General features: G+C 55.0%; 20 protein-coding genes. 15 read left to right on the top strand and 5 right to left on the bottom strand.

Annotated features, from left to right (window positions below; translation table 11 throughout):
• Window positions 1–16: 16 nt before the first annotated feature.
• Together F1C16_RS20615 and F1C16_RS20610 are read right to left on the bottom strand one after the other, a co-directional pair.
• Window positions 17–1,159: a hypothetical protein gene (locus tag F1C16_RS20615; RefSeq protein ID WP_185284469.1), complete on the bottom strand. Its 1,143-nt coding sequence runs from the start codon at window positions 1,157–1,159 to the stop codon at window positions 17–19.
• The gene (locus F1C16_RS20610) at window positions 1,156–3,804 is read right to left on the bottom strand and encodes a VirB4 family type IV secretion system protein (protein WP_185284468.1); all 2,649 of its coding nucleotides are present in this window, start codon (window positions 3,802–3,804) and stop codon (window positions 1,156–1,158) included. Before F1C16_RS20610 ends, F1C16_RS20615 begins: the two co-directional genes overlap by 4 nt.
• A gap of 37 nt (window positions 3,805–3,841) precedes the next feature.
• Here F1C16_RS20610 and F1C16_RS20605 point away from each other — a divergent pair, with 37 nt between their 5' ends.
• Window positions 3,842–4,090, top strand: a complete 249-nt coding sequence (locus tag F1C16_RS20605) for a hypothetical protein (RefSeq protein WP_185284467.1) — start codon at window positions 3,842–3,844, stop codon at window positions 4,088–4,090.
• 30 nt (window positions 4,091–4,120) lie between these two features.
• Here F1C16_RS20605 and F1C16_RS20600 read toward each other — a convergent pair whose 3' ends face one another.
• Together F1C16_RS20600 and F1C16_RS20595 are read right to left on the bottom strand one after the other, a co-directional pair.
• The gene (locus tag F1C16_RS20600) at window positions 4,121–4,543 is read right to left on the bottom strand and encodes a hypothetical protein (protein WP_185284466.1); all 423 of its coding nucleotides are present in this window, start codon (window positions 4,541–4,543) and stop codon (window positions 4,121–4,123) included.
• A 69-nt stretch (window positions 4,544–4,612) separates the two neighbouring features.
• Window positions 4,613–4,825 carry a hypothetical protein gene (locus F1C16_RS20595; RefSeq protein WP_185284465.1) on the bottom strand — a complete coding sequence of 71 codons (213 nt, stop codon included), beginning with the start codon at window positions 4,823–4,825 and terminating at the stop codon, window positions 4,613–4,615.
• Window positions 4,826–5,448: 623 nt separating this feature from the next.
• On the opposite strand from F1C16_RS20595, the gene F1C16_RS20590 reads away from it, so the two are divergent.
• From F1C16_RS20590 to F1C16_RS20565, 6 genes are all read left to right on the top strand, one after another.
• The gene (locus F1C16_RS20590; protein ID WP_185284464.1) at window positions 5,449–5,826 is read left to right on the top strand and encodes a hypothetical protein; all 378 of its coding nucleotides are present in this window, start codon (window positions 5,449–5,451) and stop codon (window positions 5,824–5,826) included.
• Window positions 5,792–9,856 (top strand): toprim domain-containing protein, encoded by a 4,065-nt coding sequence (locus F1C16_RS20585; protein ID WP_185284463.1) that lies wholly within the window; start codon window positions 5,792–5,794, stop codon window positions 9,854–9,856. The genes F1C16_RS20590 and F1C16_RS20585 overlap by 35 nt, the downstream gene beginning before the upstream one ends.
• A 1,076-nt stretch (window positions 9,857–10,932) precedes the next feature.
• Window positions 10,933–11,862, top strand: a complete 930-nt coding sequence (locus tag F1C16_RS20580; RefSeq protein ID WP_185284462.1) for a replication initiation protein — start codon at window positions 10,933–10,935, stop codon at window positions 11,860–11,862.
• A 223-nt stretch (window positions 11,863–12,085) separates the two neighbouring features.
• Window positions 12,086–13,087: a 2Fe-2S iron-sulfur cluster-binding protein gene (locus F1C16_RS23420; protein ID WP_374940608.1), complete on the top strand. Its 1,002-nt coding sequence runs from the start codon at window positions 12,086–12,088 to the stop codon at window positions 13,085–13,087.
• A 14-nt stretch (window positions 13,088–13,101) separates the two neighbouring features.
• Window positions 13,102–14,154: a xanthine dehydrogenase family protein subunit M gene (locus F1C16_RS20570; RefSeq protein WP_185284461.1), complete on the top strand. Its 1,053-nt coding sequence runs from the start codon at window positions 13,102–13,104 to the stop codon at window positions 14,152–14,154.
• Between the two features lie 34 nt (window positions 14,155–14,188).
• The gene (locus F1C16_RS20565; RefSeq protein ID WP_185284460.1) at window positions 14,189–16,438 is read left to right on the top strand and encodes a xanthine dehydrogenase family protein molybdopterin-binding subunit; all 2,250 of its coding nucleotides are present in this window, start codon (window positions 14,189–14,191) and stop codon (window positions 16,436–16,438) included.
• 77 nt (window positions 16,439–16,515) lie between these two features.
• On the opposite strand, the gene F1C16_RS20560 is transcribed toward F1C16_RS20565, so the two are convergent.
• A complete protein-coding gene (locus F1C16_RS20560; RefSeq protein WP_185284459.1) occupies window positions 16,516–17,115 on the bottom strand; it encodes a recombinase family protein in 600 nt (199 codons plus the stop codon).
• Between the two features lie 314 nt (window positions 17,116–17,429).
• Here F1C16_RS20560 and F1C16_RS20555 point away from each other — a divergent pair, with 314 nt between their 5' ends.
• The 8 genes from F1C16_RS20555 to F1C16_RS20520 all read left to right on the top strand — a co-directional run bounded on the left by F1C16_RS20555 (window position 17,430) and on the right by F1C16_RS20520 (window position 26,894).
• Window positions 17,430–18,779, top strand: coding sequence for an ATP-binding protein (locus tag F1C16_RS20555; RefSeq protein ID WP_258049154.1), 1,350 nt, complete (start codon window positions 17,430–17,432; stop codon window positions 18,777–18,779).
• Window positions 18,780–19,521: 742 nt separating this feature from the next.
• Window positions 19,522–19,908, top strand: coding sequence for a CsgE family curli-type amyloid fiber assembly protein (locus tag F1C16_RS20550; RefSeq protein WP_185284458.1), 387 nt, complete (start codon window positions 19,522–19,524; stop codon window positions 19,906–19,908).
• A gap of 36 nt (window positions 19,909–19,944) precedes the next feature.
• On the top strand, window positions 19,945–20,376 hold the full coding sequence (locus tag F1C16_RS20545; protein ID WP_185284457.1) for a curli production assembly/transport component CsgF: 432 nt from the start codon (window positions 19,945–19,947) through the stop codon (window positions 20,374–20,376).
• Window positions 20,377–20,424: 48 nt separating this feature from the next.
• The gene (locus tag F1C16_RS20540) at window positions 20,425–21,777 is read left to right on the top strand and encodes a CsgG/HfaB family protein (RefSeq protein WP_258049153.1); all 1,353 of its coding nucleotides are present in this window, start codon (window positions 20,425–20,427) and stop codon (window positions 21,775–21,777) included.
• 61 nt (window positions 21,778–21,838) lie between these two features.
• Entirely contained in the window at window positions 21,839–23,542 is a 1,704-nt protein-coding gene (locus tag F1C16_RS20535) for a hypothetical protein (protein WP_185284455.1), read from the top strand.
• A 142-nt stretch (window positions 23,543–23,684) separates the two neighbouring features.
• Window positions 23,685–24,206: a hypothetical protein gene (locus F1C16_RS20530; protein WP_185284454.1), complete on the top strand. Its 522-nt coding sequence runs from the start codon at window positions 23,685–23,687 to the stop codon at window positions 24,204–24,206.
• A gap of 86 nt (window positions 24,207–24,292) precedes the next feature.
• Window positions 24,293–25,819 carry a carboxypeptidase regulatory-like domain-containing protein gene (locus F1C16_RS20525; RefSeq protein WP_185284453.1) on the top strand — a complete coding sequence of 509 codons (1,527 nt, stop codon included), beginning with the start codon at window positions 24,293–24,295 and terminating at the stop codon, window positions 25,817–25,819.
• Between the two features lie 253 nt (window positions 25,820–26,072).
• Complete coding sequence (locus F1C16_RS20520; protein WP_185284452.1) at window positions 26,073–26,894, top strand: hypothetical protein; 822 nt, start codon at window positions 26,073–26,075, stop codon at window positions 26,892–26,894.
• Window positions 26,895–26,962: the final 68 nt, after the last annotated feature.

The raw sequence follows: 26,962 nt of genomic DNA, 5'->3' as shown, positions 1-26,962 counted from the left end.
AAAAGTAAAATACGTATTAGCGCGTCCAGATGCCAGAGCTACGTTGCTGATAAGTAGGGTTTAACGCTTCCGCCATCGTGACGCGCGGGAGCGAAGCCGCCGCTGAATTCTCAGCTGCTGGGGTCGTAGCAATGTGCTCAGCATTACTATGGCCTTCTGCTGCTCCGCTATTGCCTCCTCCACCGGATCCTGCACTGCGGCCGTTGCCCATTATTCGCCCGAGGGCGCTCGACAGGCCGCCCCCACCAGGAGCTACAACACCTGCCGCCGCTGTGGCAGCTCCTGCCACCATGCCACCAAATGATGCCAAAAATCCTTGCACGGCCGAGCCACCGATGACAAGACTGGTCAGGTAGGGAACCATGAAGTAGAGCACCACAAACGCTACTGACATAATCAGGAAGCTGGTGTCCTGGTCGGCTTGTTGAGTACCGGGTAACATAGGCTCTACCTGCGTCTGCTGCTGGGCGTAGAAGCTGTAGAGCAGATCTAAAACTGCAAAGGTCAATGACCATAAGTGGACGGAGACGAAGTTTTGCAGCCAGTGTTTTGCTAACTGTGCAAAAGCAGGAATAACAGATAAGGACAAGGTGATGGGACCCGAAACGTATAAGAACCCGAGTACGAACTGCCGGATATACAGCATCACATTGCGCACTACTAGTACTGTCGTAGCAGTAAAAAAGCGCGTGAGCAAGCCCACAAAGCTGAATGATTGCCAAGCGTCGTTCAAATTGCTTAGCAACGAACCAGCTCGATCAATAAATTCGGCCATACTAACTGTCTGCCCAGCCGAATTTTGCGTCAGGGACCCCGGCGTGAGTATCTGATAAATAGCCTGCCCGGCTGAGTCACCAGCTGTAGGTAAGCGCAACAACCCTACGAAGCCTCCAATAGCATCGCCAATAAGCGTTGCCCACTCACTGTAAAAGCCGATTAACAGGTAAAGCCACAGTCCTTTCAGTAGAGGACTAAAGTCCATGGAAAGCGAATTGCTTTGCAGATATCCCCGCCCGATGGTCGTAATGAGCGCAATACCCAGAAAGCTCGGCATAAGCACGCCTTGGCAAAGGTGCTGCACCGTAGTAAGCGACTTTTCACAAGCAGTGAAAAACTTGGGGTCAACATCAACGAACAGCAGCAGGGTAGGGGAGATCATAACGCCAGCGCCCCCCGCTGCGCCATCTTATCTTCCACAAACTGATCAACCGCCGGCGCCAGACGCTTCTGCACGAAGGTGGTCATGACAGGCTCATTCGTTTCTGGATGCAGCACCACTCGGCCTTCTTTATCACGCACAGGCACCGCTATTTCCCGCTTGTAGTGCTCTACCAAACGATTCAAATAGTTACGCTCGGTTGGCTTCGAAGAAAGAATGGCATCGAGCTGGGGTGATACTTCCAGGGCGTAAATCTGTCCTTTGGAACCCTGCTTGATGAAAAACTCCCGGAAGCCGTCCCCGCTCTGCACGGAGCGGCACAAGTCCATTTCGTGGGCCGTGAAACCAAGCGGCACCTGTATCCGGTCCAGCGAATCCTTGTTGGAGTGCCGCAGGATGATCTTGGTGGAGCTGTTATCAATCAGGGTGTAGCCAATCCTAGAATCCGTAATTTCCTTGATTCCCTGCGTGATGATGGTGATGCTACCATTCGTTTTGCGAATGGTGCGGTACATACTGACAATGAACTCCTCTAGCACGCCGGCCAGCAGCGCCCACGCCTCATCAAGGGCAATGTATTTGATGTCATCCGGAAATTGGCGAAATAAATCCAGCGCCAATTCCGTAATCAGCATCCCTACGACTGGATACAGGGTAGGGTCGGTCTTTACCTTCGCCAAGTCGAAGCAGATGAGGTGGTATTGACTCAAGTCTTTGTCGCGACGGGCGTTGAGCACTTTCTCGTAGCGCCCACCCGCCACGAACTCCGACAGGATCAAGAAAAGCTGCGGAAAATCGATGTAACGGGAATCAATACCGTGCTGCACGCGCAGCTGATGATCCGCATCCACGACTCCCGTTGGGGCGGGCTGCGACATGCGGTAATGGTAGCTAGTCAGGTAGTCAAAGAAGCCCTGCATGCCCGGAAATTCTTCATCCACCTGCCCCAGCCGCTCGTGCTGGTTGAGGTGCGTCTTGTAGTACTCCTTCAGAAAGCGGCCGATAATGGCCCGCTCCGACTTGTCCAGCTCGATCTTCTGATTGCCGCTGGTCGTGCCCTTCCACAGCGCCGAGATGAGCGTCAAGTGGAAGTTCAGCTTATCATCATTGTAGAGCCACGGCCCAGTATCTCCCTTGCGGGGAATCAGAAAGGGGTTGAATTCAATTGGGTTTTCCGGGTCGTACTCGAAATACGTATTCTCGAAATCTGCACCGTTTAGTGACTGCACCACGTTGCGGTAGGAGCCCAGACCCGCCCCCAGCCCAATATCAATGATGATCTGGCGGGCTCCCTTTTCGAAACGCTGTACGACCAGATTACCAAAGAAGTAGGATTTGCCGGAGCCCGAAGGCCCAATTATCACAGCGTTCTGGTTATCTAGGTTTGTATTGAAGAGATTGACCTTAAGCAAATTGCGAAACCGGTCACACAGGTACTCTCCCTTCTTATCGGAGCGGTAGGAGGTAATCCAGTGCAGGTAGCACAAGGCGCGGTCGGTGGAAGTGGTCAGCCACCGATCCGGAATCTGGTAGGCGTTGCCGGGCAGTAGGCCAAAGTAAAGGTAGAGTGCCAGGAAGCTCTCTACGACCGATTCTGTCCCGAATACCTGCCGGTAGGAGCTGGTGACTTTCTCCACGTTTTCGCGCAGGGCGCGCGCGTCGCTCTCCCATAGCAGCACGGAGGTGTGCAGGCCCACGATGGACTTGTTCTCGGCGCGCACCTCCGCCGTAAACAACTCAATTTCCTCAGAGCGGAGGATATTATCCTGCGTGGCCAAGCGGGCCAGGGATTTGTTCAGCTTTCGGTCATTATCCAGGGATTTAAGAGCTGTGCGCGTGTCATTTACCAGAAAAGCCTGCGTCAGGATATGGGGGCACTGCAGGTAGTGTGTGAGTGGGTAAATCATGGGCTGCGTTACGTTGTAGCCCTTACCACCCGCTACCGCCGGAAAGGAATCGGTGCCCTGCCCAATCATGGAAACCACACTGATCTGATGCTCACCAAGGCGCAAGCCGGTAGCCCCAGCGTTAGACAGTTCCCGAGCCGGTTGGGTGGGCTGGTGCTCAAAGTCCAGATTGAAGTACTGCGCGTACACCCGCCGGATTTCCTTCTCGCTTAGTCGGGTGAGCGTTACCCCCTTCAGTACCCGCAGTGATTGCAGCAGCTCCGCTGAGTTGCGCTCGGCCAGTTCCAGTGTGAGCGGGAGGCTGGCAAACGGATTTTTCTGAATGGCTTCGCCACCGCGCGCAATCAGCGCATTCAAAGCATTGGTGCGCGTCGGTGTTTGCTCTGCCGTTGGGGCAAAGCTGACGAACAGGTAAGAATTATGGTAGAGAACCGGCCGCGGCGCAAAATGCGCATTCATCTTACTCTCGAAGTAAGTAGCTGCTGTATTCTGGTAGCCTGCTACCCGCTCGTAGTATATATCCGTTTTCTGGACGATGGTTTGGGCGGGGAAAATGCGCAGCAGGTTCATCAATGCCTGCTGCGCGCTTTCGTAGTCGTTCTTCTCCCAGCTTTCCATTTCGGCGGGTTCCACCAGAAAGCCGATGCCAACCCGCCCATCTCGGAAAATGACTTTATCCTGCTCAAAGCTAAAGACCGGGTCGGCCTGCCGGAAGGACGTGGTTCTGATCTGTTTCATGTTGCACGGATTCTAAGCCCAGCGCAATTCGTCGGGGTTGCACAAACTGAAAAGCCAGCCACCCCAGCAAGAAGCCGGGCGGTTTGTGCTTTGCCAGATACCGCAGCCCCATCAGAAGGCCCAGGGTGAGCAGAAAAATGATCAGGTAGAGAAGCGTGGGCACATGCACGACCAACGAAGCAACTCCCAGCCCCAGAATAGACCCAATGAAGAGCCCAACGACCAAGCCCAGGTCCTGCAGATTCATCCCCAGAACCTGGGCTGGTCGTTCGATGCTTTTGTATGATTGCATACCGGTAGATGCTACTGTGCTTGCCTACTGTGAAACCCCGCCCGTGCCGCCGATAGCCGAAGCCAGGTCGTTCTTGAAAAACTGGAAGCCAAACCACAGCACCACACCGCCCACCAGCCACCCCAGCGACGACAGCGCATCCGGGGCGCCGTTGGCAAACTTCATGACCACCCGCACCAAGCCAATGCTGATCAGGATGATGAAGACTACCTGAACGATAGTGAAAATAGTCGTTTGCACCTTGTTCAGGGCGGCAGCCGTGCCTCCCTGGGCCAGCGCGGCCTGCTGCGTTGCCAGTAAGGCAAGCAGCAACGCCTGGGCGCGGGCTTCCCAGCGGCTTTTGGGCCGGAAGTAGAGCGTGTGATTGGCCAATTGCAGGCAACTGGTCAGGGTGCGGCCAACCATTGCCTGAGCCGCTGCTTGCAGGGTAACAAGACGTTTACGCATGAGTAGAAGAAATAAAGTGGAAGAATAAACGAGGGGGTATAACCCCATGAAATCAATCCAGCAGTTCTACTAGGCGGTTTCTACCATCACAGGAGCCGTTTCGTCGGGGCTAGTGCAACTGACCGTCGTTTGAAAATCGATAGTAGCGATACCACGCTTCAGGCGCCGCTTCTCTTTGGCTGACATCACTTCCGTAGCAGCGCCAACGACATTATCCAGCAGTGCTGGCGGAAGAGGTGTAACAGTAGCAGCTACCGCAGCATTGGAATCAGATGCGGCCACCTTGGTAGCTAGGTTTGCATTAGCTACGGGTGCCTTTTCAGCAGGAGCAGTAGGCTTTGCGTCTTTTGTTGTCGGAGCGGGTGCGGCAGCTGGGCTCGCGGTAGGCTGAGTGAGGCGATGAGCTGCCGCGTGTTCCGAGATTGGGGAGGAAGTAGTGTTTGGAGTGGTGGGAGAATCAGCTGAGAGTGGGAACGGAGTGGGCAGGTAGTCGGAAAGGGCGTAGGTGAACTGTTTAATAGAGGCGTGATTGGCAGGGATACACATTTCATTTGCCTCTTCTTCTGCTAGCGTACGAGCGGAACTGCTGTAGTATCGCCACCAGATGATGAGCCCAATCAGGAGGGCACTACTGCCAACCGCGCAAATCGGTAAAGCCCAGCTAGTCATAAGAGTATGAGCAAGTATAGAGGATATAATTAGTTCATCCAAAAGTTTATTAAAGTTTTTTTAAAGTTTGTCCAAAGTGTATATTTGATGTAGAGTTCAGCACAAGCTGCGTAGCGGCCAAGGAGTTGACTCGGGATTAATTTGCGTGGGCAGGAATGACCTTGAAATTTTGCCATTACTTTCAAGGTACCCACACCTGAATTCTATCCCGATTCTACCTCGCCCCATTCGTCGCTATGCAGCTGTCCTCCTTTCATCGAGCTTTTCCTAGCCCGCACCTACTCGTTCCCTATTCTGAAGGTCTGCGCTTCGTGCAGATTGCGCTACGCTCCTTCCCGCATGGAGGGCTGAAGGAATGGGCCGCTACCCGTAAGCCGGCTATCAACTACTCGATGCTCGTCACGCTCAAGAACAATAAGCTTCGCAAGCCGGCGCCGCTTTTGGTTCAGCGGATTTTGAAGGAGTTCGACTTTCCCGCCGAGTTGATTGGAACAGACAGCGCGGACAATGAGCGACACTACAAATTCGTGTTCCCGAATCAAGAGCTGCTGGACTTGTTCAACGCCCAGCTAGCTCAGCATGACAACTCAACCAACAACCCCGAGGGAGCATGATCCCGACGAACTCACCCGGTTCAAACAGTCGATAGACTTGGTATCCTACGCGCAGCACCGTTACGGCTACCACATCGACAAAGAGCGCAGCAGTTCCGTCGAACTGTCGCGGCAGGAGGAAAAGCTCGTCGTTACCCGCAAGGGTGACCACCAAGTGTACCTCAATCCGCATGACGAGCGGGACCAAGGAAGCATCATCGATTTTGTGAAGGCCCGGGGTGGGGGAGGGGCGGGGCTGAACCTAGGCCAGGTACGGCAAGAATTGCGCGACTACTTAGGCCAGCCCCAACCCGAACGACAATCGCCTATTTCTGGTCCACCGCGCTCAATAGCTCCAGCACCGAACGAGAATGAGGCGGAACGCCGGGCACGGTTGGTACTGGAGGTGCTGGGCGTGCAGCCCCAACTGACCGACCGCAGCTATTTGCATAAGCGGGGCCTCACCGACGAGACGATTGATAATCCGGCCTTTCAGGGTAGGGTCTTCACGGCGCAGCAGAATGGGCATCGTAATGTAGCTTTCCCGTTGTATAACGAACGGGGTATTGCCAGCGTCGAGCAGAAAAACGAAGGGTTCCGGCAATTGCTGGCAGTGCCCAAAGATGGCATTTTTGCCACGAGCCCCACGGAAGGCAAAGGCACCAAGGTAGAGCGCGTCGTCATTAGTGAGTCGGCCTTGGACAGCATGAGCTATCATCAGCTCAAACAAGAAACGGACCGCCGCAACACCATCTACGTGGCCACCACGGGTACGCCTACCGAGCGCCAGATGGAGTTGATCCAACGCGTGATTGACAAGCACCAGCCCCACGAAGCAGTGCTGGCCAATGATAAAGATGCGGGCGGTCGGCGCTTTAATATCAACTACCTCAATGAGTTGCAGCCCCCGCGCACGGCCAAGGAACTAGAGGGCCATTCAACCTACGAGGATGCAACTCGCTCCGTGCAGTGGCACGCCACGGCAGTAGGAAAATATCACTCGGCTCTACGGGTATCGTTTCAGCACGAAAAAGCGCACGAGGGCGCCACGCACGTCCGGGAGTTGACGGAACGAGTTGGTCGGATCAACGCTACCCAGTATGGCGAAAACTCCATGAGCATGCAGGTGCAACGCACCGGTAGCAAAGAGACGGTGGTGCGCCTCGTGGTGCCGAATGCCGATACGGGCCAGTTGGAAGTTATTGCGCAGGAGCTATACCGTCAGCGGGAAGCCCAACGTGCCGCTGGCCAGGAGAAAGTAGTAGCCAACTTCCTGCGCGTGGAATATCCGCTCAGCAAAGATTATAATCAGGATGTAGAGCTGAAAAACAAAGGGCTGAGTGCTGCCGAAATCAGCCAACAAGGGCAGTTGGAAGCCGAGCAGAAGCAGGCGCAGCAAGCCCAAAAACAGCAGGCAGAAGCACTTCAGCAACAGCAGCGACAAGAAGCACAACGCCGGGAAGCTGAGCGACAACAAGCTGAGAACAGTCCCGAAGTACTTAAGGCCCGCCAGCAGCAGGAGCGTACTACCGTGCGCGTATTGGTGGGGTCAGCGGTAGCGGCCAGCAACGAACCACCGGTAGCGGTGCGCGCTGCTCCTACTCTGGAGGAGGTCCGCCAGCAATTCAAAACAGCCGCTACTGCTGTGTCCAAAGAGTTGGAGGAGGGCGGTCAGGGGGTAGTAGCCGCTCGTTTGCGGGAAGTCGTGCGGGTAATTGATCAAGAGCTCCACCTCACCGGCGCTTCGCGGGTAGTGGTAGGGCACGCACTGGATAGCACGGAAAAAGTGCGTGGGCTGGCTGACAGTCCGCAAACGGAGGTACTACGGACGGCTGTACGCATTCTGGAAAACCCAGGGCTTCAAGGCGAAAAAACCATGACGAGCGCCGCTACGGCTGCCCCCGTACATGTTTCTGAACAGTCAGCGGCCGATGTAGCAGCTGTCCGGCAAAGAAGGCAAGAAGACAAAGCTTTTGATGCTGCGGTGCAGGCAATCGTTGCGGGCAACAGCCAGCAAAAAGCGATGTTGCTGATCGATGAAGAACGGCCGGCTGAAGGCAAAACCACGCAGGCGCAGCAGATTGCCAAGCTTCTGCAACAAACAGGTGCCTTCGTAGGGGAGTTGCAGGCTACGCTTGCCAGCGGCCGCATCCGAACAGAAGTAGCCGTAACCTACGATCTGCGTCAAGAACAGGCACCGGTTATCAGTCAAACCCTGGATGCCCTGGAAAAAACAGCCCGTGTAATCGTTACGGAGCGGGAGCAGGATAAAACCTTACGCCGGGATCCGCAGCTCTACACGGCTCTGCGTGAGGCGGGGGTGGTCTTGCTCAAAGAATTTGAGGCTGCTCAGCCAGCGCCAGCCCGACGGGTAGCGCCAGAGCAAGAGAGTAGTAACGCTGGAAAATCACCTAGTAGAAGCGTTGAGGTAGAAGCCAGCAAAAGCTCTACAAATGACGCACACACTGTCGAAAAGGTAGCGACCATCCACGTGCAAGAATTAACTCCCACACCAACTAATCGGGCTGAACGACTACAAGCGGTTTTGGAGAAGGCGGGCATTGTGCAAACAGGGGAGATAACCAGCATTACCGATGCACAGGGTATTCGTCACAGTTCCTTTCCGGTGCACTACCGCATCGACCAGCCTACTATCGCCCAAGTACATCAGACACTTACGAACGCCGCGCACAACTACCCGGGCATTCGCGTAGAAGAACAGGAACAGGATACAGTAGACCGGCAGCGCGCAGCTGCTCAAGCACCATTACAACCTGTTCCTGTTACGCGAAAGAAGGAAGAGGGTATAGTACCTGAGTTGAGTCGAGTACCAATGATGGTAATCGAGGCACCACAATTCGCGAAGGAGCTTGCCTCTTTACCAACGCGTGAGGCTACTTCAACTACAACAGGTCAGGCAGTAGGGCGTGAAATTGCGGGCTATGTAGTCGTGCAGGAGCCAGCTACGCACCCCTTAGCGCCCAGCAATACCGTGTATGCGGCAGCCATTCAGGAAACATTAGCAGGACGTGGAGCGCTGGCGTCGCTACCACTTGGTGAGCGGCCGTACGCAACCAATGAGGGTGTACAAGAAAACCGGGTGCACTTCTCCTTCCGTCAAGACCAACCCGAAGCGGCCGCACTTAGTAAGACGCTGGATCAGTTAGCTCGTCAGCCCGGAATTCGCGTAGTTGACTACGAGGTAGACCAGGCAGCCCGGCGGCAGCAGCTCTATGAGGCGCAGGCGGTACCGGTTGCGCTGCTGACAATACCGGAGCGTATGCAGCCATTGGGCCAGCGCCAAGCATTGGTAGAAGTGAGAGGTGATCAGTCGCTAGAAACTGCCCTGCAAATCCAATCGTCCTTGTCCCAAAAGGGTGCGCAGGTGAGTGACATAGCCACGGTCGCCCAGCCGTTCACGCAGGAGCCTCTGCGCCACTTAGAAGTAGTGTATCGAGTAGATCATCCTCACGTAGTAGCTATTAGTCAAACCTTAGATGAGCTATCTACTCGCGGCGATACGATTCAAGTGCATGAGTTCAATGGGGTTATTCACAGCCGTCAGCATGCTACACAGGTAGTGCAACAAGCGCACTTTGAACAGCTAACCGACAAGCAGCTCACACCTGATAAGAACCACGACAGTACCGCACGGGAAGAAAGAACACTACCTGCTACTAAACAAACTAACAGTGAAGACGTTACACAATCAGCGGAAAAGATTGCACTAGTGCGCGTAGCGGAGCCTTTAGAACGGGCAGAATCTGAAACCTCGAAGGCGACACGTATCCAGCAGGATTTGCAGCAGGCAGGTGCAACTGTAGGCGAAATAAGAAGTAGTGAGAAAGGAAGCCAACGCTACAGCGAAATTCCTATCCTGTATACTACTGGACAGCCACAAATTGAGCGGGTTAGTCAGACATTAGATAAAGTCGGGCAGCAGATGGGAGTCACAGTAGAAGAATCGCCGTCAGATCGCGCTGAACGGCGGCAAGCTGCCCTATTCGCTACAGTACCTAGTAGAGTTAAGGAAGCTGAAATTGAACGCTGATTATGTTCAACTTTGTGCACTTACTCATAAACAATTACTAATCAACAGATTGAATGAAAAGAGCTACATGTATTATGTAGCATGTTTCGTCTTCGAGCGCTTATAAAAGCTATTAGTTGGAATAGTCTTGCTCTTGAGAGAGGATAGGACAATTCGCTAACTAATAGCTTTTATAAGTCTAAAGGTACCTTGCTTACTCCTTTTGAGTCTTATCAATGCCTTTAGCGGCGAGTCGTGGCAACAGTTGAATACCGTAACCAAGCGGGTGCCTTTAATCAGGAATTAGATGATTTTCTAACATTCTATTGTATAGTTATCAGCACTGTATCAATGTGGTAATGTGTACCTGCACAACTAACTGTTAGTTTTGACGAATCCTACTGAAAAGACTTATAAAACCTATTAATTAGACTAAATAGCTTACATGCTATAACCTCAAATGTGAGTGATACAAGCACTTCGCAGTAGAAAAAAGCAAAAAAATCTTTAAAAAGTGCAATCCCTTTTTTTACTACTTTGTGCCTCCTTTTTTGTTGTTTTTCCTCGTCTCATCCTCAACCACACACCTTTTATAAGCTTTTGTACCCCACCTTCAACAATCTTGTGAGTATTTATGATTTTACTAGTATTTGCAGAGGCCATAAACTGCATATTATCAGTCATTTACAAGCAAAATATAATAGGTTTTATAAGTGAAACAATAGAGTTTATAAGCTTAGTAATAGCTTTTATAAGCTTAGTAATAGGTTTCATAAGTCTAAAGAATAGCTTTCATAAGCTAATTAATAGGTAAGATATGCACATCTATTAATTATATCATGTGATTGATTCTCATGAGTCATAAGTATCAAGTCAGCAAGGATGCCATCACGTCATTCCATTCCAAACTAATAGAATTTATAAGTCTTGACAAAAGCTGCGGATGGCTAACTAATAGGTTTCATAAGCCGAACTAATAGGTTTTATAAGTGAGAGGCGACTTATAAAACCTATTACTAATAGACCAATATTATGTATCTATTATTTCCCGGTTAAAAGTGTATGTTTGCTTACTCTATGCTCTAGAATTATTACCTATGGCTGCGTCTGAGACTCTATCGCCAATTGAAATTCGTCAGCACAATGCGCTAACGACCGCACGCTACGAAATGAGCGCCTGCGAGATGGATATTGTCTTTTCCCTGCTCTCCAAGCTCACGAAACACGACCAGGCCGGCACGATCTACGAGATTCGTGTGCAGGAACTAATGGAGCTCACCGGCCGCACCTGGAACTACAAGCAACTACTCGAATCCACCGAGAACCTCAATAGTAGGGTCTACCATATTGACACTGGCAAGACCCTGTTGCAAGTCAGCCTACTTGCTTCTGCCCTGTACCGCAAGGGGGAGGGCACCATTGAACTGGAGATTTCCGAGCGCATGCGCCCGTATTTGATTGATCTGAAAAGCAATTTCACTAGCTACCGCTTGCAGGCTGCTTTTAATCTTTCCAGCAAGTATGCGAAGCGCATCTACCAGCTTGCCTCCCAGTGGAAGGACATCGGCGAGACGAAAACATACTCTTTGGATGAGTTCAAGGCCATGCTCAAGCTCAAGGACCCGACCGGCAAGGAGCCCGAGCAGTATGCGCAGATTTCTGCCTTACAGAAATACGTGCTGGACATCGCCACCACCCAGATCAATGAACACACAGATCTGAGTATTAAGTATGAACTGCTGAAAAAAGGCCGTTCCTATCAGAGCATCAAGTTTTACGTGAGTCAGGTAAGACCTCAGCAGTTGCCCATTCCCTTTGAGTTGGCTGCCGAGGACGCAAAAGCTCAAGCCGCCCGCAAGCACCTGGAAAATCTGGGCATTGAGGAGCCAAGCCTCGTGCAGCAGATACTGCAATCCACTACGCACATTGAGGCCTTGTTTTCTTTTATCTTTAAGCTCAAGACCGACAAGATCAAAGCTACGAAGAACCCTGGCGGCTTGTTCCTTAAGATGCAAGGGCTGCGGTAGTTAGCTTGAAAATACGCTACGCTTTTTTCAAGGCCGACCTACTAGACGGCCAACGATTGGGTTTGGCTCAGCCTGAAGGATGAAACTACACTCTACCGATAGGCAGTGTTGTAGCTGCGCTGCGCCTGCCTGTTTCAAGGACACAACGTAGCAGGCGCCAGTGCGTATCTGCTGAGATTACTCACGTAGAACGATTCCGATGGGGCGACCCCTACTCCAAGCTGTGCAAACCGGTGACCTCGCGCCGGACGGTGTGTTACCCAGCGGCTCACCGTTATCCTCGTTGCGCGGTCAGCCCGTCATCCTGGCGTTTGCCCCCGACGAGTGGAACCCGATGCTGGCCCACCAGAGCACTATTTTTGCGCGTTTGTCGCAGGAATTCGGCGGCGGAGCGGCCTTTGTCGACACGGCAACAGACGACTGGCATTCGCTGGACTGCCGCAGCACGCTGGCGGCGCAGTTCGGCGTAGCCGGGCAGCGCGCACTGTTTCTGCTGGATGAGCAGGGCGTGGTACGCTGGAAAACGGTGGTATCCCCCGGCCAAGACCTGCAGTCAGGCCAAGTACTGACCGCCCTGGAAGCGTTGTATGCTTCACCCGTAACAGCCGATAACGAGAAGGCGGCAAGTGGGGGACTTTCGCGCCGCACCTTTGTGACGGCGACACTGGCGGCGGCCGCGTTGCTGCTGCTACCCGGTTGCGGGAGCAGTGCATCTGATTCGCACACCGTGGAAACGGCCGCCGCGGGAACGAGCAGTGACCAAGTTCCCGTGGTGCTCACCATCAACGGCCTGTCCCACCAGCTGCAGCTCGACCCACGCGTGGCCCTACTCGATGCGCTGCGCGAAAACCTGCACCTGACGGGCACCAAAAAAGGCTGCGACCATGGCCAGTGTGGGGCCTGCACCGTACATCTCGACGGGCAAAGCGCCCTCTCGTGCCTGACGCTGGCCGTCATGAGCCAGGGCAAGAACATCACCACCATTGAAGGATTAGCGCAAGGGGACAAGTTGCACCCGGTGCAAGAAGCGTTTCTGCAACACGATGCCTTTCAATGTGGCTACTGCACGCCGGGGCAGATCATGGCGGCCGCGGCCCTGCTGCAGGACCCGCACACCCCCACGGGCTCGGCTGTGGAGCTTCGCGAAGCTATGAGCGGCAACCTGTGCCGTTGCGCGGCCTACCCTAATATCATCGCCGCCATCCAGGCCGTCCAGCGGGCGTAACGCCGACCTAGCCTATGCATCCTTTTCAGTATCAGCGCGCCGAAAGCACCGACCAGGCCGTGGCCGCCGTGGCCCAGAATCCGGGCGCGACCTTCATTGCCGGCGGTACCTCGCACGTCGATTTGCTGAAGGAAGGCGTGCACCGGCCCACGTTGTTGGTCGATGTATCAGCCCTGCCGCTTCAGCAGATTACCCCGTTGGCAGGCGGCCTGCGTATCGGCGCGGGCGTTTCCAACACCGTGGCGGCCTACCATCCCACTATCCAGCAGCAGTATACGGCCGTGAGCGAAGCGCTGCTGGCGGGTGCCTCGGTGCAGATTCGCAACGTGGCCTCCATGGCGGGCAACCCGTTGCAGCGTACCCGCTGCCCGTATTTCCGCGACCCGACCCAGGCCTGCAACAAGCGTGAACCCGGCAGCGGCTGCGCGGCTCTGAACGGCTACAACCACGTGCATGCCCTGTTCGGGGCTTCCACCGCCTGCATCGCTACCCATCCCAGCGACGTAGCGGTGGCCTTGGCCGCGCTCGATGCCCAGGTGCAAACCAGCGGCCCTACTGGCCCGCGTACCATTGCCTTTCCCGAGCTGCACCGCCTGCCGGGCACTACCCCCCACCTCGACACGGTGCTGACGCACGGGGAGCTGATTACCAGCCTTGACCTGCCGGCTTTTGCCGGCCGCTCGCACTACCTCAAGGTGCGGGAGCGTGCCTCCTACGCCTATGCGCTGGTGTCGTGCGCCGTCGCGCTGGAACTAGACGGCCAGACTATTCGCCGGGTGCGCGTGGCGCTGGGCGGAGTGGCCCATAAGCCCTGGCGGTTGCACAAAATGGAAGCGATGCTCGCGGGACAGGTACCCACGGAAAAACTGTTTCGCACGGCCGCCGACGCGGCCTTTGCCGACGCCAAGCCGCTGGCGCATAACGCCTACAAGATTCCGATGGGCCGCAACCTGCTAGTGCGGGCCTTGCTGGAAACCAGCGGCCTGCGGCCCCTGGCCGGACCAGCCGGCACGGCCTTCGCGGCCAGTGTGGGCGGCATGGCCGGCCAGTTAGCCGGGCCTCGCTAGTTCCTCCTTCCATATTTATCACAACCCGATACTGATGCAAGCCACTGGACAACCTCTTCCCCGCGTAGACGGACGCCTGAAAGTCACCGGCGCGGCGCGCTACACCGCCGAGTGGGAAGTGCCGGGTTTGGTGTACGGCGCCGTGGTGGACAGTGCCCGGGCGCACGGCACAGTGCGCGCGTTGGACACCAGTGCGGCGCGTAAAGCGCCCGGCGTGCTAGCCGTTCTGACCCACGACAATGCCCCCCGCCTGCACCCCATTCCCGAGAAGGTTGGGGGCACCTTGTTCCGGGGCGAAGGGGGTATCACGGAGACCCGTCAGCCGCTGCAGAACGCCACGGTGGAATACGCCGGCCAGCCGCTGGCGGTGGTGGTGGCCGATACCCACGAGCGGGCCCGGTATGCGGCCACGTTGGTGCGCGTCACCTACGACGAGCAGCCACCCGAGCTGGCGATGGCTGCCGCCAGCCGCACCACCCGGCCCGAAACCTTTTTGGGTAACGACGAGGAGAAGTTGCAGGTGACGGTAGGGGACCCCAATGCCGCGTTGGCGGCCGCGCCGGTGCAGCTGCGGCAGGTCTACGAATCCGCCATTACCCACCACAACCCCATTGAACAACTGGCGACTATTGCACGCTGGGAGAAGCGTAACGGCGCCGATTTTCTTACCCTCTACGATACCACGCGTGGCCTGGAAGTAGTGCAGGAGATAATGGCTACGTCGTTGGGGTTGCCTCAGGACAGCGTGCACATTATTTGCCCCTTTATTGGGGGCGCATTTGGGTCCAAGGGCTGGCTATATGCGCCGCCGCTGCTCACGGCCATGGCGGCGCAGGTGGTGGGCCGGCCAGTGAAGATTGAGTGGCGCCGGCAGGACATGTTTGCTGTGGCCGGGCAACGCCCCAGCACCCGGCAAACCCTGTCGTTGGGAGCCACGCGCGACGGCAACATCACGGCCCTGCGCCACGACACGCTCACGCACTCGTCTCAGTCCAGCGGCTACACCGAGCCCTGCGCCCGGGTGTCGCGGATGCTGTACGCGGTGCCCAATATGGGCTTTACCCACCAACTCGCGCATTTGCACTTGCCCTCTCCCTGCCCCATGCGTGGGCCGGGTGAAACCGTAGGCGGCTGGGCGCTGGAGTGCGCCCTGGACGAGTTGGCCGCCAAGCTGCAGCTGGACCCCGTGGAGCTGCGCCTGCGCAACTACGCGGAGCAGAACCCCGAAACCGGCAAGCCCTGGTCGAGCAAGCACCTGCGCGAATGCTACGCGCGGGGCCGGCAACTGATCGGCTGGGATGCGCGCAACCCGCAGCCGCGCTCCATGCGCGACGGCAGCCAGCTGCTGGGCTACGGCATGGCCACGACCATGTACCCGGCCGGGAGGAAGGAGGCCCAGGCCCGCGCCACGATTTTCGCCGACGGGCGGGCGCTGGTGCAAAGCGCCACCCACGAGCTGGGCAACGGCGCCTACACCATCTTCCGGCAGATCAGCGCCGATGCCTTGGCGCTACCCGTCGAGCAGGTGCGCTTCGAATTAGGCGATTCCTCGCTGCCCTCGGCCCCCACGACGGGCGGCTCCACGACCACGGCGACGGTCGGCCCGGCCGCACAGGCGGCGGCCCGGGCGGTGCTGGAGGCACTCAAACGCATCGCTGTGCGCGATGCGCAGTCGCCGCTGTTTGGGGCGGCGGCCGAGGCCATTGAAGCCCGGCAGGGCCGTCTGGTTCTGCAAGCAAACCCTGCTACAGGCGAAACGTACGGCGAAATCCTGCGTCGGGCTAAGCTACCTTCTGTCGTTGCGACGGACGGGGCGAAGCCGGGCGACGAGCGGGATACGTACTCGTTCTACTCCTTTGGAGCCGTATTCGCCCAGGTGCGGGTCGACGAGGCCAGCGGTTCCATTCGGGTGGCCCGGCTGTGTGGGGTGTACGATGTAGGCCGGCTAATGAACCCGCAGACCGCGCGTTCACAAATCCTTGGGGGCATGTCCATGGGGGTAGGGGCGGCCCTGCTGGAAGCCACCCACTACGACTCCCGGAACGGGCGGGCCGTGGTGCGCAACCTAGCCGACTACCACGTACCCAGCATGGCCGACACACCCGACATTCAGGTAGAGTGGCTCCACATCCCTGACCCCCATATCAGCGAACTGGGCGCACGCGGCATCGGGGAAATTGGCTGCGTCGGCACCGCCGCGGCCATCACCAACGCGGTCTATCACGCCACGGGCCGGCGCTACCGCTCTATCCCCCTTACCCCCGATAAAGTACTGCAAACGTAACCCCAAGCATTACGGCTTCTTAGCTTCTGACGTAGCACCCCATCACCAGCAAACCAAGCGTTGGCTATATCCCTACGCTAAACGCTTGGTAGTGTGGCTACCCTCCCGCCCGTGGGCACGCCTAGGAGGAGAATGTAGCGGTAAATCGTGGCACGGCCTACGCCCAGCAACTGACCGATTTCGGCTACCGTTTTGTCCTGCTGCAGATACAATGTTTTCGCCGCCTGCGCTTTCGACAGCGCTTCTTTTGAAAGCCCCTTGGGCCGGCCGCCCTGCCGACCGCGGGCCCGCGCAGCCGTTAAGCCCGCTTTAGTGCGTTCCCGAATGATATCGCGCTCGAATTCCGCTAGGGAAGCAAACAGGTTAAACATAAGCCTGCCCTGGGCAGTGGTCGTATCCAGGTGGTCCTGAAGACTGATGAACTGCACCCCGCGCTCCTGAAAACCGGTCACCAAGGTCACCAGGTCTTTGAGCGAGCGCCCGAGTCGGTCGAGTTTCCACACCACGAGGGTATCCCCCGCGCGAAGCCGCGTGAGTAAGTGTTGTAGCGCCGGCCGCTCTTTCACTGAAGATACTTTTTCCTGGGCTATCTCATCGCAGCCATAGGCTTGTAAGGCATCGGTCTGTAGGTGCAACTGCTGGTCAGCGGTGCTCACGCGGGCGTAGCCAAAAATCATCGGTGTGTTCTCAGAAAGTCAAAGGGCACGAAGATACTGAGCTGTTGATTGCTGAGAACAGGAAGCGAGACAAAACTAAGCAGACAGACCGCTACCGGATCGGCGGCGGTGGGCGTCTTAGAAAAACGTCCCTATTTTGAGATGCTCAGCTCGCGCAAAATTTGTCCTTACAGCCCTACCGAGGCTTTAGGTTCGTACGCTTGCGCTACCCTAAACAGGATTATGAGGATTATAAGGTAGCAAACCAGCCGTTAGCAGCCTGCCTGTTTAACGCCTACATTTGGCGGCATCATTTCCCTCATTATCCTGTCCGCATGCCGCCTGCTATCCACGAGAACCAGAATACCGAATGGAAAGAGTTCTGGCGCGACGAGTATATCAAGTGGCTCTGCGGCTTTGCCAATGCGCAAGGCGGCACGCTTCTAATCGGGGTAAATGACGACGGCCAGGTAGTGGGCATTGCCAACAGCCGCCAGCTGCTAGAGGAAATACCCAATAAGGTCCGCGACTTGCTTGGCATCCTCGTGGATGTGCACAGCCGGCAGGAGGGGGAGCGAAGCTATCTGGAAATTGTCGTGGAGCCCTATCCATATCCCATCAGCTACAAAGGCCAGTACCACTACCGCAGCGGCAGTACCAAGCAGGAGCTAAAGGGAGCGGCTCTCGACAAATTCCTGCTGCGCAAGCAGGGCAAGCACTGGGACGGGGTACCCGTGCCGGGGGCCGACGTCGCCGCGCTGAGTTCTCCGGCGCTGGAGCTGTTCCGCCAGCGCGCCCGCCGCAGCGGCCGTGTCGATGCCGATGTGCTATTGGACGCGGACAGTATGCTGCTGGATAATCTGCATTTGGTGGAAGGAGACTACTTGAAGCGGGCCGCCATTCTGCTGTTTCACCCTACTCCGGAGCGATTTGTGACGGGGGCGTATCTGAAAATTGGCCGCTTCGCCACCGATGATGACCTACGCTACCAGGACGAAGTGCACGGCCCCCTATTTGATCAGATTGAAAAAGGGTTGGACCTGCTGCTGACCAAGTATCTGGCTGCTGGTATCACCTATGAGGGCGCCCACCGGCGGGAGGAGTTTCTGTTTCCGCAAGAGGCGCTGCGTGAGGCCCTGCTGAACGCCCTGGCGCATAAGGATTACAGCGGCGGCGCACCGGTGCAGATCAGCATATACGACGACCGGGTGATCTTTTGGAACGATGGCCACCTGCCTGAGCACTGGACCGTCGAAAACCTCACCCGCAAGTATCCTTCGCGGCCGTTCAACCCGGACCTGGCCAATACGCTGTTTCGGGCGGGCTACATTGAATCGTGGGGCCGGGGCACGCTCAAAATGATAGCCGAATGCCGTCGCCATGCGCTGCCGCTGCCGCGCTACCGCTTCGAGACGGGGGGCTGCTCCGTCGAATTTTTCAAGTACACGGAAGCCTCCTGGCAGGTACAGGGCCTGCGCAACGAATTGGTTACCATTATGCTGTCGGTTCAGGCTTCGGGAGCCATTACCAATTCGGCGGTGCAGCAGCTCGTGGATGTGAGCAAATCCACCGCCACGCGCTTTCTGAATGAGTTGGAGCGTCTCGGCTTCCTGCAAAGATCAGGGACTACTGGGGTGGGCACTGAGTACGTGTTAAAGGGTTCACGCCAGCTGACGGTAATCTGAAAGCACTAAAAAAATGTCCTAAATAGATCTGGACGCTGATTCCAGTGCTATGTAGTGCGAAGTAGTAAGGGTTCACTATGGGTTCATTTGACACACTAGTTGGCTGCTCACTTCGGTGTCAAGGAGCGTTTACTTCCTGAAAATGCTCACTTATAGCACATACGCGAGGCGACCTTTTGCCATGCAGAGGCAAAAGCAGCGCAAGGTAGGAGGCAGTAGTTATGGAGTACTGATACGACCAATCCTTGGGCGAGAGAATAGGCAGGGCAGCTGATATCGCAGTGCTTCAGAGCGTGTCGATACAGGAATAAAAACTGCTTTCACTTCGCTCGAAGCCTTCCTGCTCGGCTATGCGGCGCATCTCGGCTAGTAGTCCCGCACACTCCTCCCTCACAATGTCGTATCGTATTTGGCTTTATAGAAGAGTAATTGCATTTTATAATAATTCTACTAAATAATTATATCATATATAGATACAATATTCTATATTTACCCGGTAAGAGCAGCAATTCTTTATCCTATTCGTTGTTAGTTAATATTTCACGTGGTCATGTGGCGGTGCAGTTTACAGCGACAAAGCAGGCTACTTTACTGCTTTTGCCTGGTGGTACTATTAGGTCTGCTTCAAAGCAGTAAGGGGTACGCTCAAACGGCACCCGCTCCAGCTGCAAAACAGAAGTCTGCTCCTCCCAACGTGCCCGCTGGTACACTCCCGGCGTCTAAAATAGAGGAGGCGTTGCGCATGCTGCTGCACACGACCTCTGCCAACCCGGATCAGATGGCCACACAAACGGTACTAGAAATCGAAGGACTGGTTATCGACCAAACGTTAACTAAGATAGGGCACGACTTCTATAGCCTCTTTTACGCGCAGTGGGATGTGCCAGCATCGTTGGGAGCGTACACAGTCGTTGTGCGGGAAAGGCCCAACAGAGGAATAAGCGCCCTTATTTCCATTGAGGCCAATGACGACATGATAGTCGAGATGCCTTTATTGCCTAACTACGAAGCGATGGAAGAGGCAGTGACCTATGCACTTGGCTTGACCATAGCACACTTGGTGACTGTCCATAACGTCAGTCAGCAATTGGAAAAAGCAGCCGATGACCCTGGTACCGAGGTGTATTAGGTATTTAAATCCTTCTTATGCTACTCATTCTATAGTATGAAGCTAGTTATGCTGAAAGCATTCTTGATTGGAAGCATAGTAACCATAGCCAGCCAGCAGGCGGCAGCCCAGGATATGGTGTACAGACCCATCAATCCGGCGTTTGGCGGCGATACATTCAATTATCAATGGCTGCAAAGCTCGGCGCAGGCCCAGAACTCGCTGAAGGACCCCGCCGCGCCGCAGGCCTACACGCCGTTAGATCCGCTGCAGCAGTTTCAGCAAAGTTTGAATCAACAAATCTTGGGACAGCTGGCCCAGCGCCTCGTTGGCAACCAGTTTGGCGCGGGCACCGATCCGCTGAAACCCGGCAACTATACGGTGGGTACCTACCAGATTGGCATTAACCCGAATGGCGGGGGCTTTTCCATCAACATTCTGGATACGAGCACAGGTAATCAGACAACGATTACCATTCCAGCTTTATAAGTCAGCGGCTGTGCAATGAGGATAGCTGCTGGGTTTTATCGTTGTATTGTGGCTGTTTGGCTACTCGCCCTGAGTGGTTGTGCCGCGTACTTTCATCAACCGCTGGGGGAAGAGCGGGCCCGTCTCGGGGCGGAGTTGCAAGGCAACAGCCTGTTGCAGCAGCTGCCCGCGCCCAAGGAGCGCCTGGTGGTAGCCGTCTACAAGTTTCGGGACCAGACCGGGCAGTACAAGCCTACAGACAACGGCAATGGCTTTTCGACAGCCGTTACGCAAGGCGCCACGAGTATTCTCTTGCGGGCGCTAGAAGAGTCACGGTGGTTCAACGCCATTGAGCGCGAAAACCTGGGCAATCTGCTTAATGAGCGCAAGATTATCCGGTCCAGCCGGGCCGAGTATTCGCAGCTCACAGGCAAACCACAGCCCGTGCTACCCTCGCTGCTGTTTGCGGGCGTGATTCTGGAAGGGGGCATCATCTCTTACGATGCTAACGTGCTGACCGGCGGGGTAGGCCTACGTTACTTTGGGGCGGGTGCCTCCGGGCAATACCGGCAGGATCGGGTTACGGTCTACCTGCGGGCAATTAGCACCAGCACTGGGGAGATTCTCAAGACTGTATATACTACCCGCACGATTCTTTCCCAGCAAGTAGGCGCCAGTCTGTTCCGGTTCGTGAAGTTTCAGCGGCTGCTGGAGGCGGAAACGGGGTTTTCATACAACGAGCCCACTGAAATAGCGGTGAAGGATGCCATTGAGAAATCGGTGCAGGCGCTGGTGTATGAAGGCATACACGACGGACTATGGAGCCCGCGTTCTTCAGCCGACAGCACCGGACCGGGTATTACGCAGTACTACCAGGAAAAAGTGGCGAATCAGCAAATTGATTTGCTGGGACGCGAGCAGCACGACCGGCGGGGCGTGTGGGGAGTAGCAGGAAGCGGGGCCGTGGTGCGTTACAGCGGCGACCTAAGTCGTCCGCAGGTGCAAGGCGGCGGCGCGGTTTCGCTGCTCTACCAGGGAGCTTCGGTGGGACGGTGGGGCGCGGCGCTGCACGTTGGGCAATTTGCTTTGGGAGCAGGCGACTACTTCCATCAACGATTCACCTACGCCGAATTGTGCGGGCAGTACCGGCTGTTTCCCCGCGAGCAATTTACGCCCTACGTGTTCGGCGGCGGCGGCCTTACCGTGCGCACCCCCCGACGCAGCACCGCCCTGTTGCCGCACGTAGTAGGCGGGGCGGGAGTGGAAGCGCTGCTTACCGATCAAGTTGGGCTGGGCTTGGGCATTGATACGCACTACTACTTCTCCGATCGGCTGGATCAGCTACCACTGGGGCGCTACAACGATTTCTACTGGAGCGTGCGAGCTACCCTGACCTTCTATTTTTATCCTCCTAAAAGATAAGCGGGCTGCTTCGGCGGAAGACTTTCTTTTCATTTTCACTCTTTTTATTCTTACCACTCTCATGCAAAAACTTACCTTTTTAGCCGCCGCGCTGCTGACAGCGGGCACGGCCAGGGCGCAGAACAACACGCACCAGTCAAGTACCACCGGTGCCGACAACTCGGTGAGCCTGGTGCAGACGGGCCAGTACAACGCGGCGCAGGCCACGGTTACGGGAGATGGTAATACGGTGGGAGCCACGCAGAACGGCACCAGCAACCGCAGCACGCAGACGATAGCAGGTGTCGCCAACCAAGCGACCCTCGCGCAAATGGGTAGTAATAACACAACGACCCAAAGCGTGAATGGTACCAACAACCAAATAACTGCTGCGCAAAATGGCACCTATAACGCGGGAACCCAGAGTGTGAATGGTGAAAGTAACCGGGTAAGCTTTATACAAAACGGCACCTACAACACAGGTACCCAAAATGTAAATGGTTTTAATAATGAGGCTACCCTGTCGCAAACAGGCAGCTACAACCAGGCCACGCAGACGCAAACGAACTCTACTGATGTATCACGCGCAACGCTTACACAAATAGGTACCAGTAATATGGCCATTCAGCAGCAAAAATACAGCACTTACAACACTATCAGCTTATCGCAGACTGGCACGGGCAACAATGCCAAACAGCAGCAGACAGGCTTTCCAAATTCAGGTGTAGGGGCCACGCAAACCGGGAATTATAATACGGTTATTCAGTATCAGACAACCGGCTATGATGGATCCAGCGCTCAAGTGGCACAAATTGGTGATTTCAACTACGCTAATCAAATGCATTCCGGTGACAATACTGGTTCAATTAAACAAGTAGGTAGCAGCAACCGCGCTACCCAGGAGCATGGCGGTGGTGGCCGATTTGGTGGCCAAAATGGTGATATCAGCCAAACCGGCAACCGTAATCAGGCAAGCCAGAAGCAAACGTTTGGCTCAAACGGCGCTACTGCCAGCCAAAACGGGAACGATAATACAATCACGCAGACACAAGGTGCGTTAGCTAGCCAAGTGTCTGCCACGCAGACAGGAAGTAATAATATAGTGGTGCAGACGCAACAGGAACTTAATTTTGATTACGGTGCGTCCGCCTCCGCTACCCAGTCTGGTACTAGCAATCGGGCGACGCAAACGCAAACCGGTGCTAGTGACAGCAAGACTTCTATTAGCCAATTAGGTAACCGCAACACTGCTACGCAGCAGCATAATAGGGGCTATTTCATTGCCACCACTACCCAAAACGGGAATGATAACAGGGCTACTCAGGTACAAACAATGGGGTACGCTACGGCCACTATTCTTCAGAATGGCAATAGCAATCAAGCCGCGCAAAAACAAGAAAATAGTAGTTACACAACTGCGCGGATAACGCAGCAGGGTAGCGGTAACCAAGCCAGCCAAACCCAGACCAATAGCTTCAACGAGGCCATAATTGAGCAGAATGGCTCGGGCAACACAGCGACGCAAACGCAGGCGGGCGCTGGCGGCGCCGATATGGCCCGCATGCGCATCCTGCAAGAGGGCACGGGCCATCAGGCCATCCAGCTGGATGAGGGTGGGGTAGACAACCAGTTCCTGATCCAGCAGAGCGGCGCTTCCAACTATGCCCGGCAACAGCAGAGCGGGGAGAACAACTCCGCCAGCACCTACCAGGGCTTGTCGGGCAACCGCAACGAGGTGTATCAGTCGGGCACCAACAACGTGTCGGTGGTGCGCCAGAACCGGTAGGCCACCTGACTGCTAGCGCTAAACGATAACACGGCTTCCATGCAACAGTTAAGTTGTGAGTTGTTAATATCAGATTACTTGATTTACTGATATTAACAACTCACAACTTAACTGTTGGCAGAGGCGACATTTTTATAAGACTATGAAAATAAGTGCAGTAGGTTTACTGACGATACTAGGTTTGGTAGCAACCGTGCAGCAAGGCTGGGCGCAGGAAGTGCGTAATACGTCCTTAAATGCCGAGCAGCAGCTTTTGGAGCAACTGATTACTGAGCGAAGCGTGCTCCAAAGAGCCGCCGCACCCACCAGCTTGCTCAACGTGACCCAACTCACGCAACAAGGTGCCGGCAATGCGGCGCACATTGTGCAGGTAGGAAGCAGCAACGTAACCCTGGTCTCCCAGGTCGGAGTTGACAACGTGGTGAACAGTACCATCTCCGGTCAGCACACGCGTTCCGAAATCGTACAGCAGGGGGCGCGCAACGTGGTAGACCAACAACTTACGGTTGATGGGCGTCGGTATGCAGTGCTACAGCAGGGGTTGGACAACCAACTGAAGCAGGTAGAAAGCGGGGCTCAGGCGCCGCCCGGCTATCAGGTGCAGATGGTGGGCAATGGAATGAAGATCAGTATTCAGCAAGGCCAGGCTGCGTATCGTCCCTGATGAGCAGGTTTACACTACTCCTGCTAACTTTTTGTGGCCGTGCGCCTCGTACGGTGGAGTAGTCTCTGCCCAGATTTACCTTTTCTATGTTTAGCTTCTTTCGGGCCGTAGGCGTATGGCTAGTAATAGGTTTCATTAGTCAGCTGCTAATAGCCTGTGAGTCGACCACGGTGGAGCCAGCGCGCTATGGCTCCTTAGAAGGAGTAGTCCTGGAAAGTCGGAACAACACGCCAGTGGTCAATGCGGTGGTGACTACGAATCCGGCTACCTCTTCCTTCCTCACCGACGCGCAAGGCAAGTTTACACTGCCTGCTCTGACCACGGGAAAGTATACGCTCTCGATTCGCAAAGCCGAGTACAGCCCGCAGGACATAGCCGTAACCATCAGCGAGGCGGCGCCAACGGCTGTCACAGTGGTGCTGGAACGCGCCAACAGCGCTAATCGTCCGCCCAATGCGCCTACGCTTCCTAGTCCGGCCGATGAGGTGACCAACGTAGCCCCTATAACACTGGCATTGCGTTGGCGGGTAACCGACCCCGATGGTCAGAGCGATTCGCTGCGTAGCGACGTGATACTCTACGAAAGCACTTCCACCACTCGGCGGCAGCTGCTGAGTAACTCCCGCGATACGAGCGTAACGGTCTCCAACCTGAAATTCAATACCATTTACTTCTGGCAAGTGACTGTGCGCGACCAAGCCGGCGCAACCGTACGCGGCCCAGTGTGGAGTTTTCAGACCGCTACTCTACCCGAACACCGCTACTTATACGTACGAGAGGAGAACGGCAATACGGATATTTACGCGGCAGATGTGGCCGGTGCTGGCTACCGCCTGACGACCTCACCATTTATCGAAACGGCGCCCCAACTGAGTCCTAACCGCGACCGGATTGCCTACACGTCGAATGCGACTGGGCAGTTTCAGCTGTACACGATGGATCGGGATGGCACCAATGCGCGGCGCATCACAACCCTCGCGGTGGAGGGCTACTCCAATCCTGGCATCGGCTACCGCTGGTCGCCTGATGGTGCGCAACTTGTGTACGCCCATTACGATCAGCTCTACCGTATCAACCGCGATGGAACCGGCCTGACATTGCTGGCCACGGCGCCCGCCGGCCGCCACTTCCGCGAGTGCGACTGGACCGCCCAAGGCAATCGGCTACTGGTACAAACGATTGGTTCCAACGTTTTTGATTCTGAAATCTATCTACTGAACGCCGATGGTTCGAATCCCACGTTGCTGGTCAGCAATCTGCCAGGCCGCGTCGATTCTCCTTCCTTCAGCCTGGACGGCCGGCAACTGCTGTATTCGCATGATGTAGCTGGCCTAAATGACGTAAACGGCCGGCAGCTAGATGCGCACCTCTTCCTGCAAAATCTGGATGGTACGGGCATAGTGGACCTTTCTGGTGCAACGACTAGTACACTCGTGGGCAAGCCAGCGGGCACGAATGATGTAGCCCCACGCTTCTCGCCCGATGGTAGCAAAGTCATCTTCGTGAATAGGGTCAATGACAACCTGAGTCCGCCCGAAATATGGACTATAGATCTGTCACGCCAGAATCGCGTGCGCCTATTTGCTAACGCCTTTTTGCCGGACTGGAAGTAAACCAGTGTAGCAGAGTTTGCGCAGCTTATCTGCTGGGCTGCTTATCATGTACTGAAATAGTTGCCCATTGTCATTGTGCACACACGTCTTACTCGTTCAGAAAAGAGTTCTTTTCTGAACGAGTAAGACGTGTTCAGATTACCTAGTAGAAAACAGCCCCAAAAACCTGCGTTTTTGGGGCTGTTTGCGTGGGTACTAAAAGTGTTCAGAATAGATTTCTAATTTGAACACACTAGTCAATACATGCATACTCATGGGTAAGAAAAAGTTAGATGTCAGTGACACGGCGATAGACGTGGCAGGTGGAGTACTTGGAGCTGCTATCGGATTAATTCCAGGACACAACACTGCACTGATGGGCGCAGCACTCAGCCCTATTTTCTCAGCTGCATTGAAGGATTTGAGAATGCGTGTATCCTCTAACCGAGAGCAACAGCGCCTTGATAGTGCGACGGTTTATGTGGCAGATAGTATTATAAAGAATATACAAGCTGGCAAAATCGTTAGGCAAGACGACTTCTTTCAAGGAGAAAACAACTTTACAAGTGAAGGTGCAGAGCTTTTAGAGGGGGTCTTGTTAAAATGTAGAGCTCAATACCAAGAAAAAAAAGTGCAGCTTATTGCTAACATATTTAAGAATGTTGCTTTTGATGCTACTATTTCAGCACAGATGGCATATCAAGTTCTGAGTATGGCTGATGGACTCACTTACCAGAACCTTTGCTTACTATCTTATTTTGGTAGAAGGCAAGACTTTCTAGAATTTCAAATACTCAAAGAGCCTTTTAGTATGTACCCAGATGCCTTTGGCATCGACACATGGGTTGTTGCGCATGACATACTAGAGTTATACAATAGAGGTATTTTATCTAGCCAGAGTGGCTTTATGGAAAGCACCTCTATTACACCTAGTAATATTGGATTAACTGTTCGTGGTAAAGGGGCTTTTGATTTGATGGACTTAAACAGTATTTCTAATGATGATGTGCTTGCTGTTATTAGACCTTTAGAGTATAAGGCACACTTCGGAACAGGCCGTTTTGGCCTTATAAATGGTGAAAAACCATTAGCATAAGTGTTCTTTTCTAAACGGTTTTAGTGACTGCCTTAGCGCCCCCGAAAACGCGGTTTTTCGGGGGCGTT

Source organism: Hymenobacter sp. NBH84 (genome assembly GCF_014217645.1).
Taxonomy (GTDB): Bacteria; Bacteroidota; Bacteroidia; order Cytophagales; family Hymenobacteraceae; genus Hymenobacter; species Hymenobacter profundi.
The sequence above is the reverse complement of the archived record's forward strand: the minus strand, read 5'-3'. Positions and strand labels throughout refer to the sequence as shown.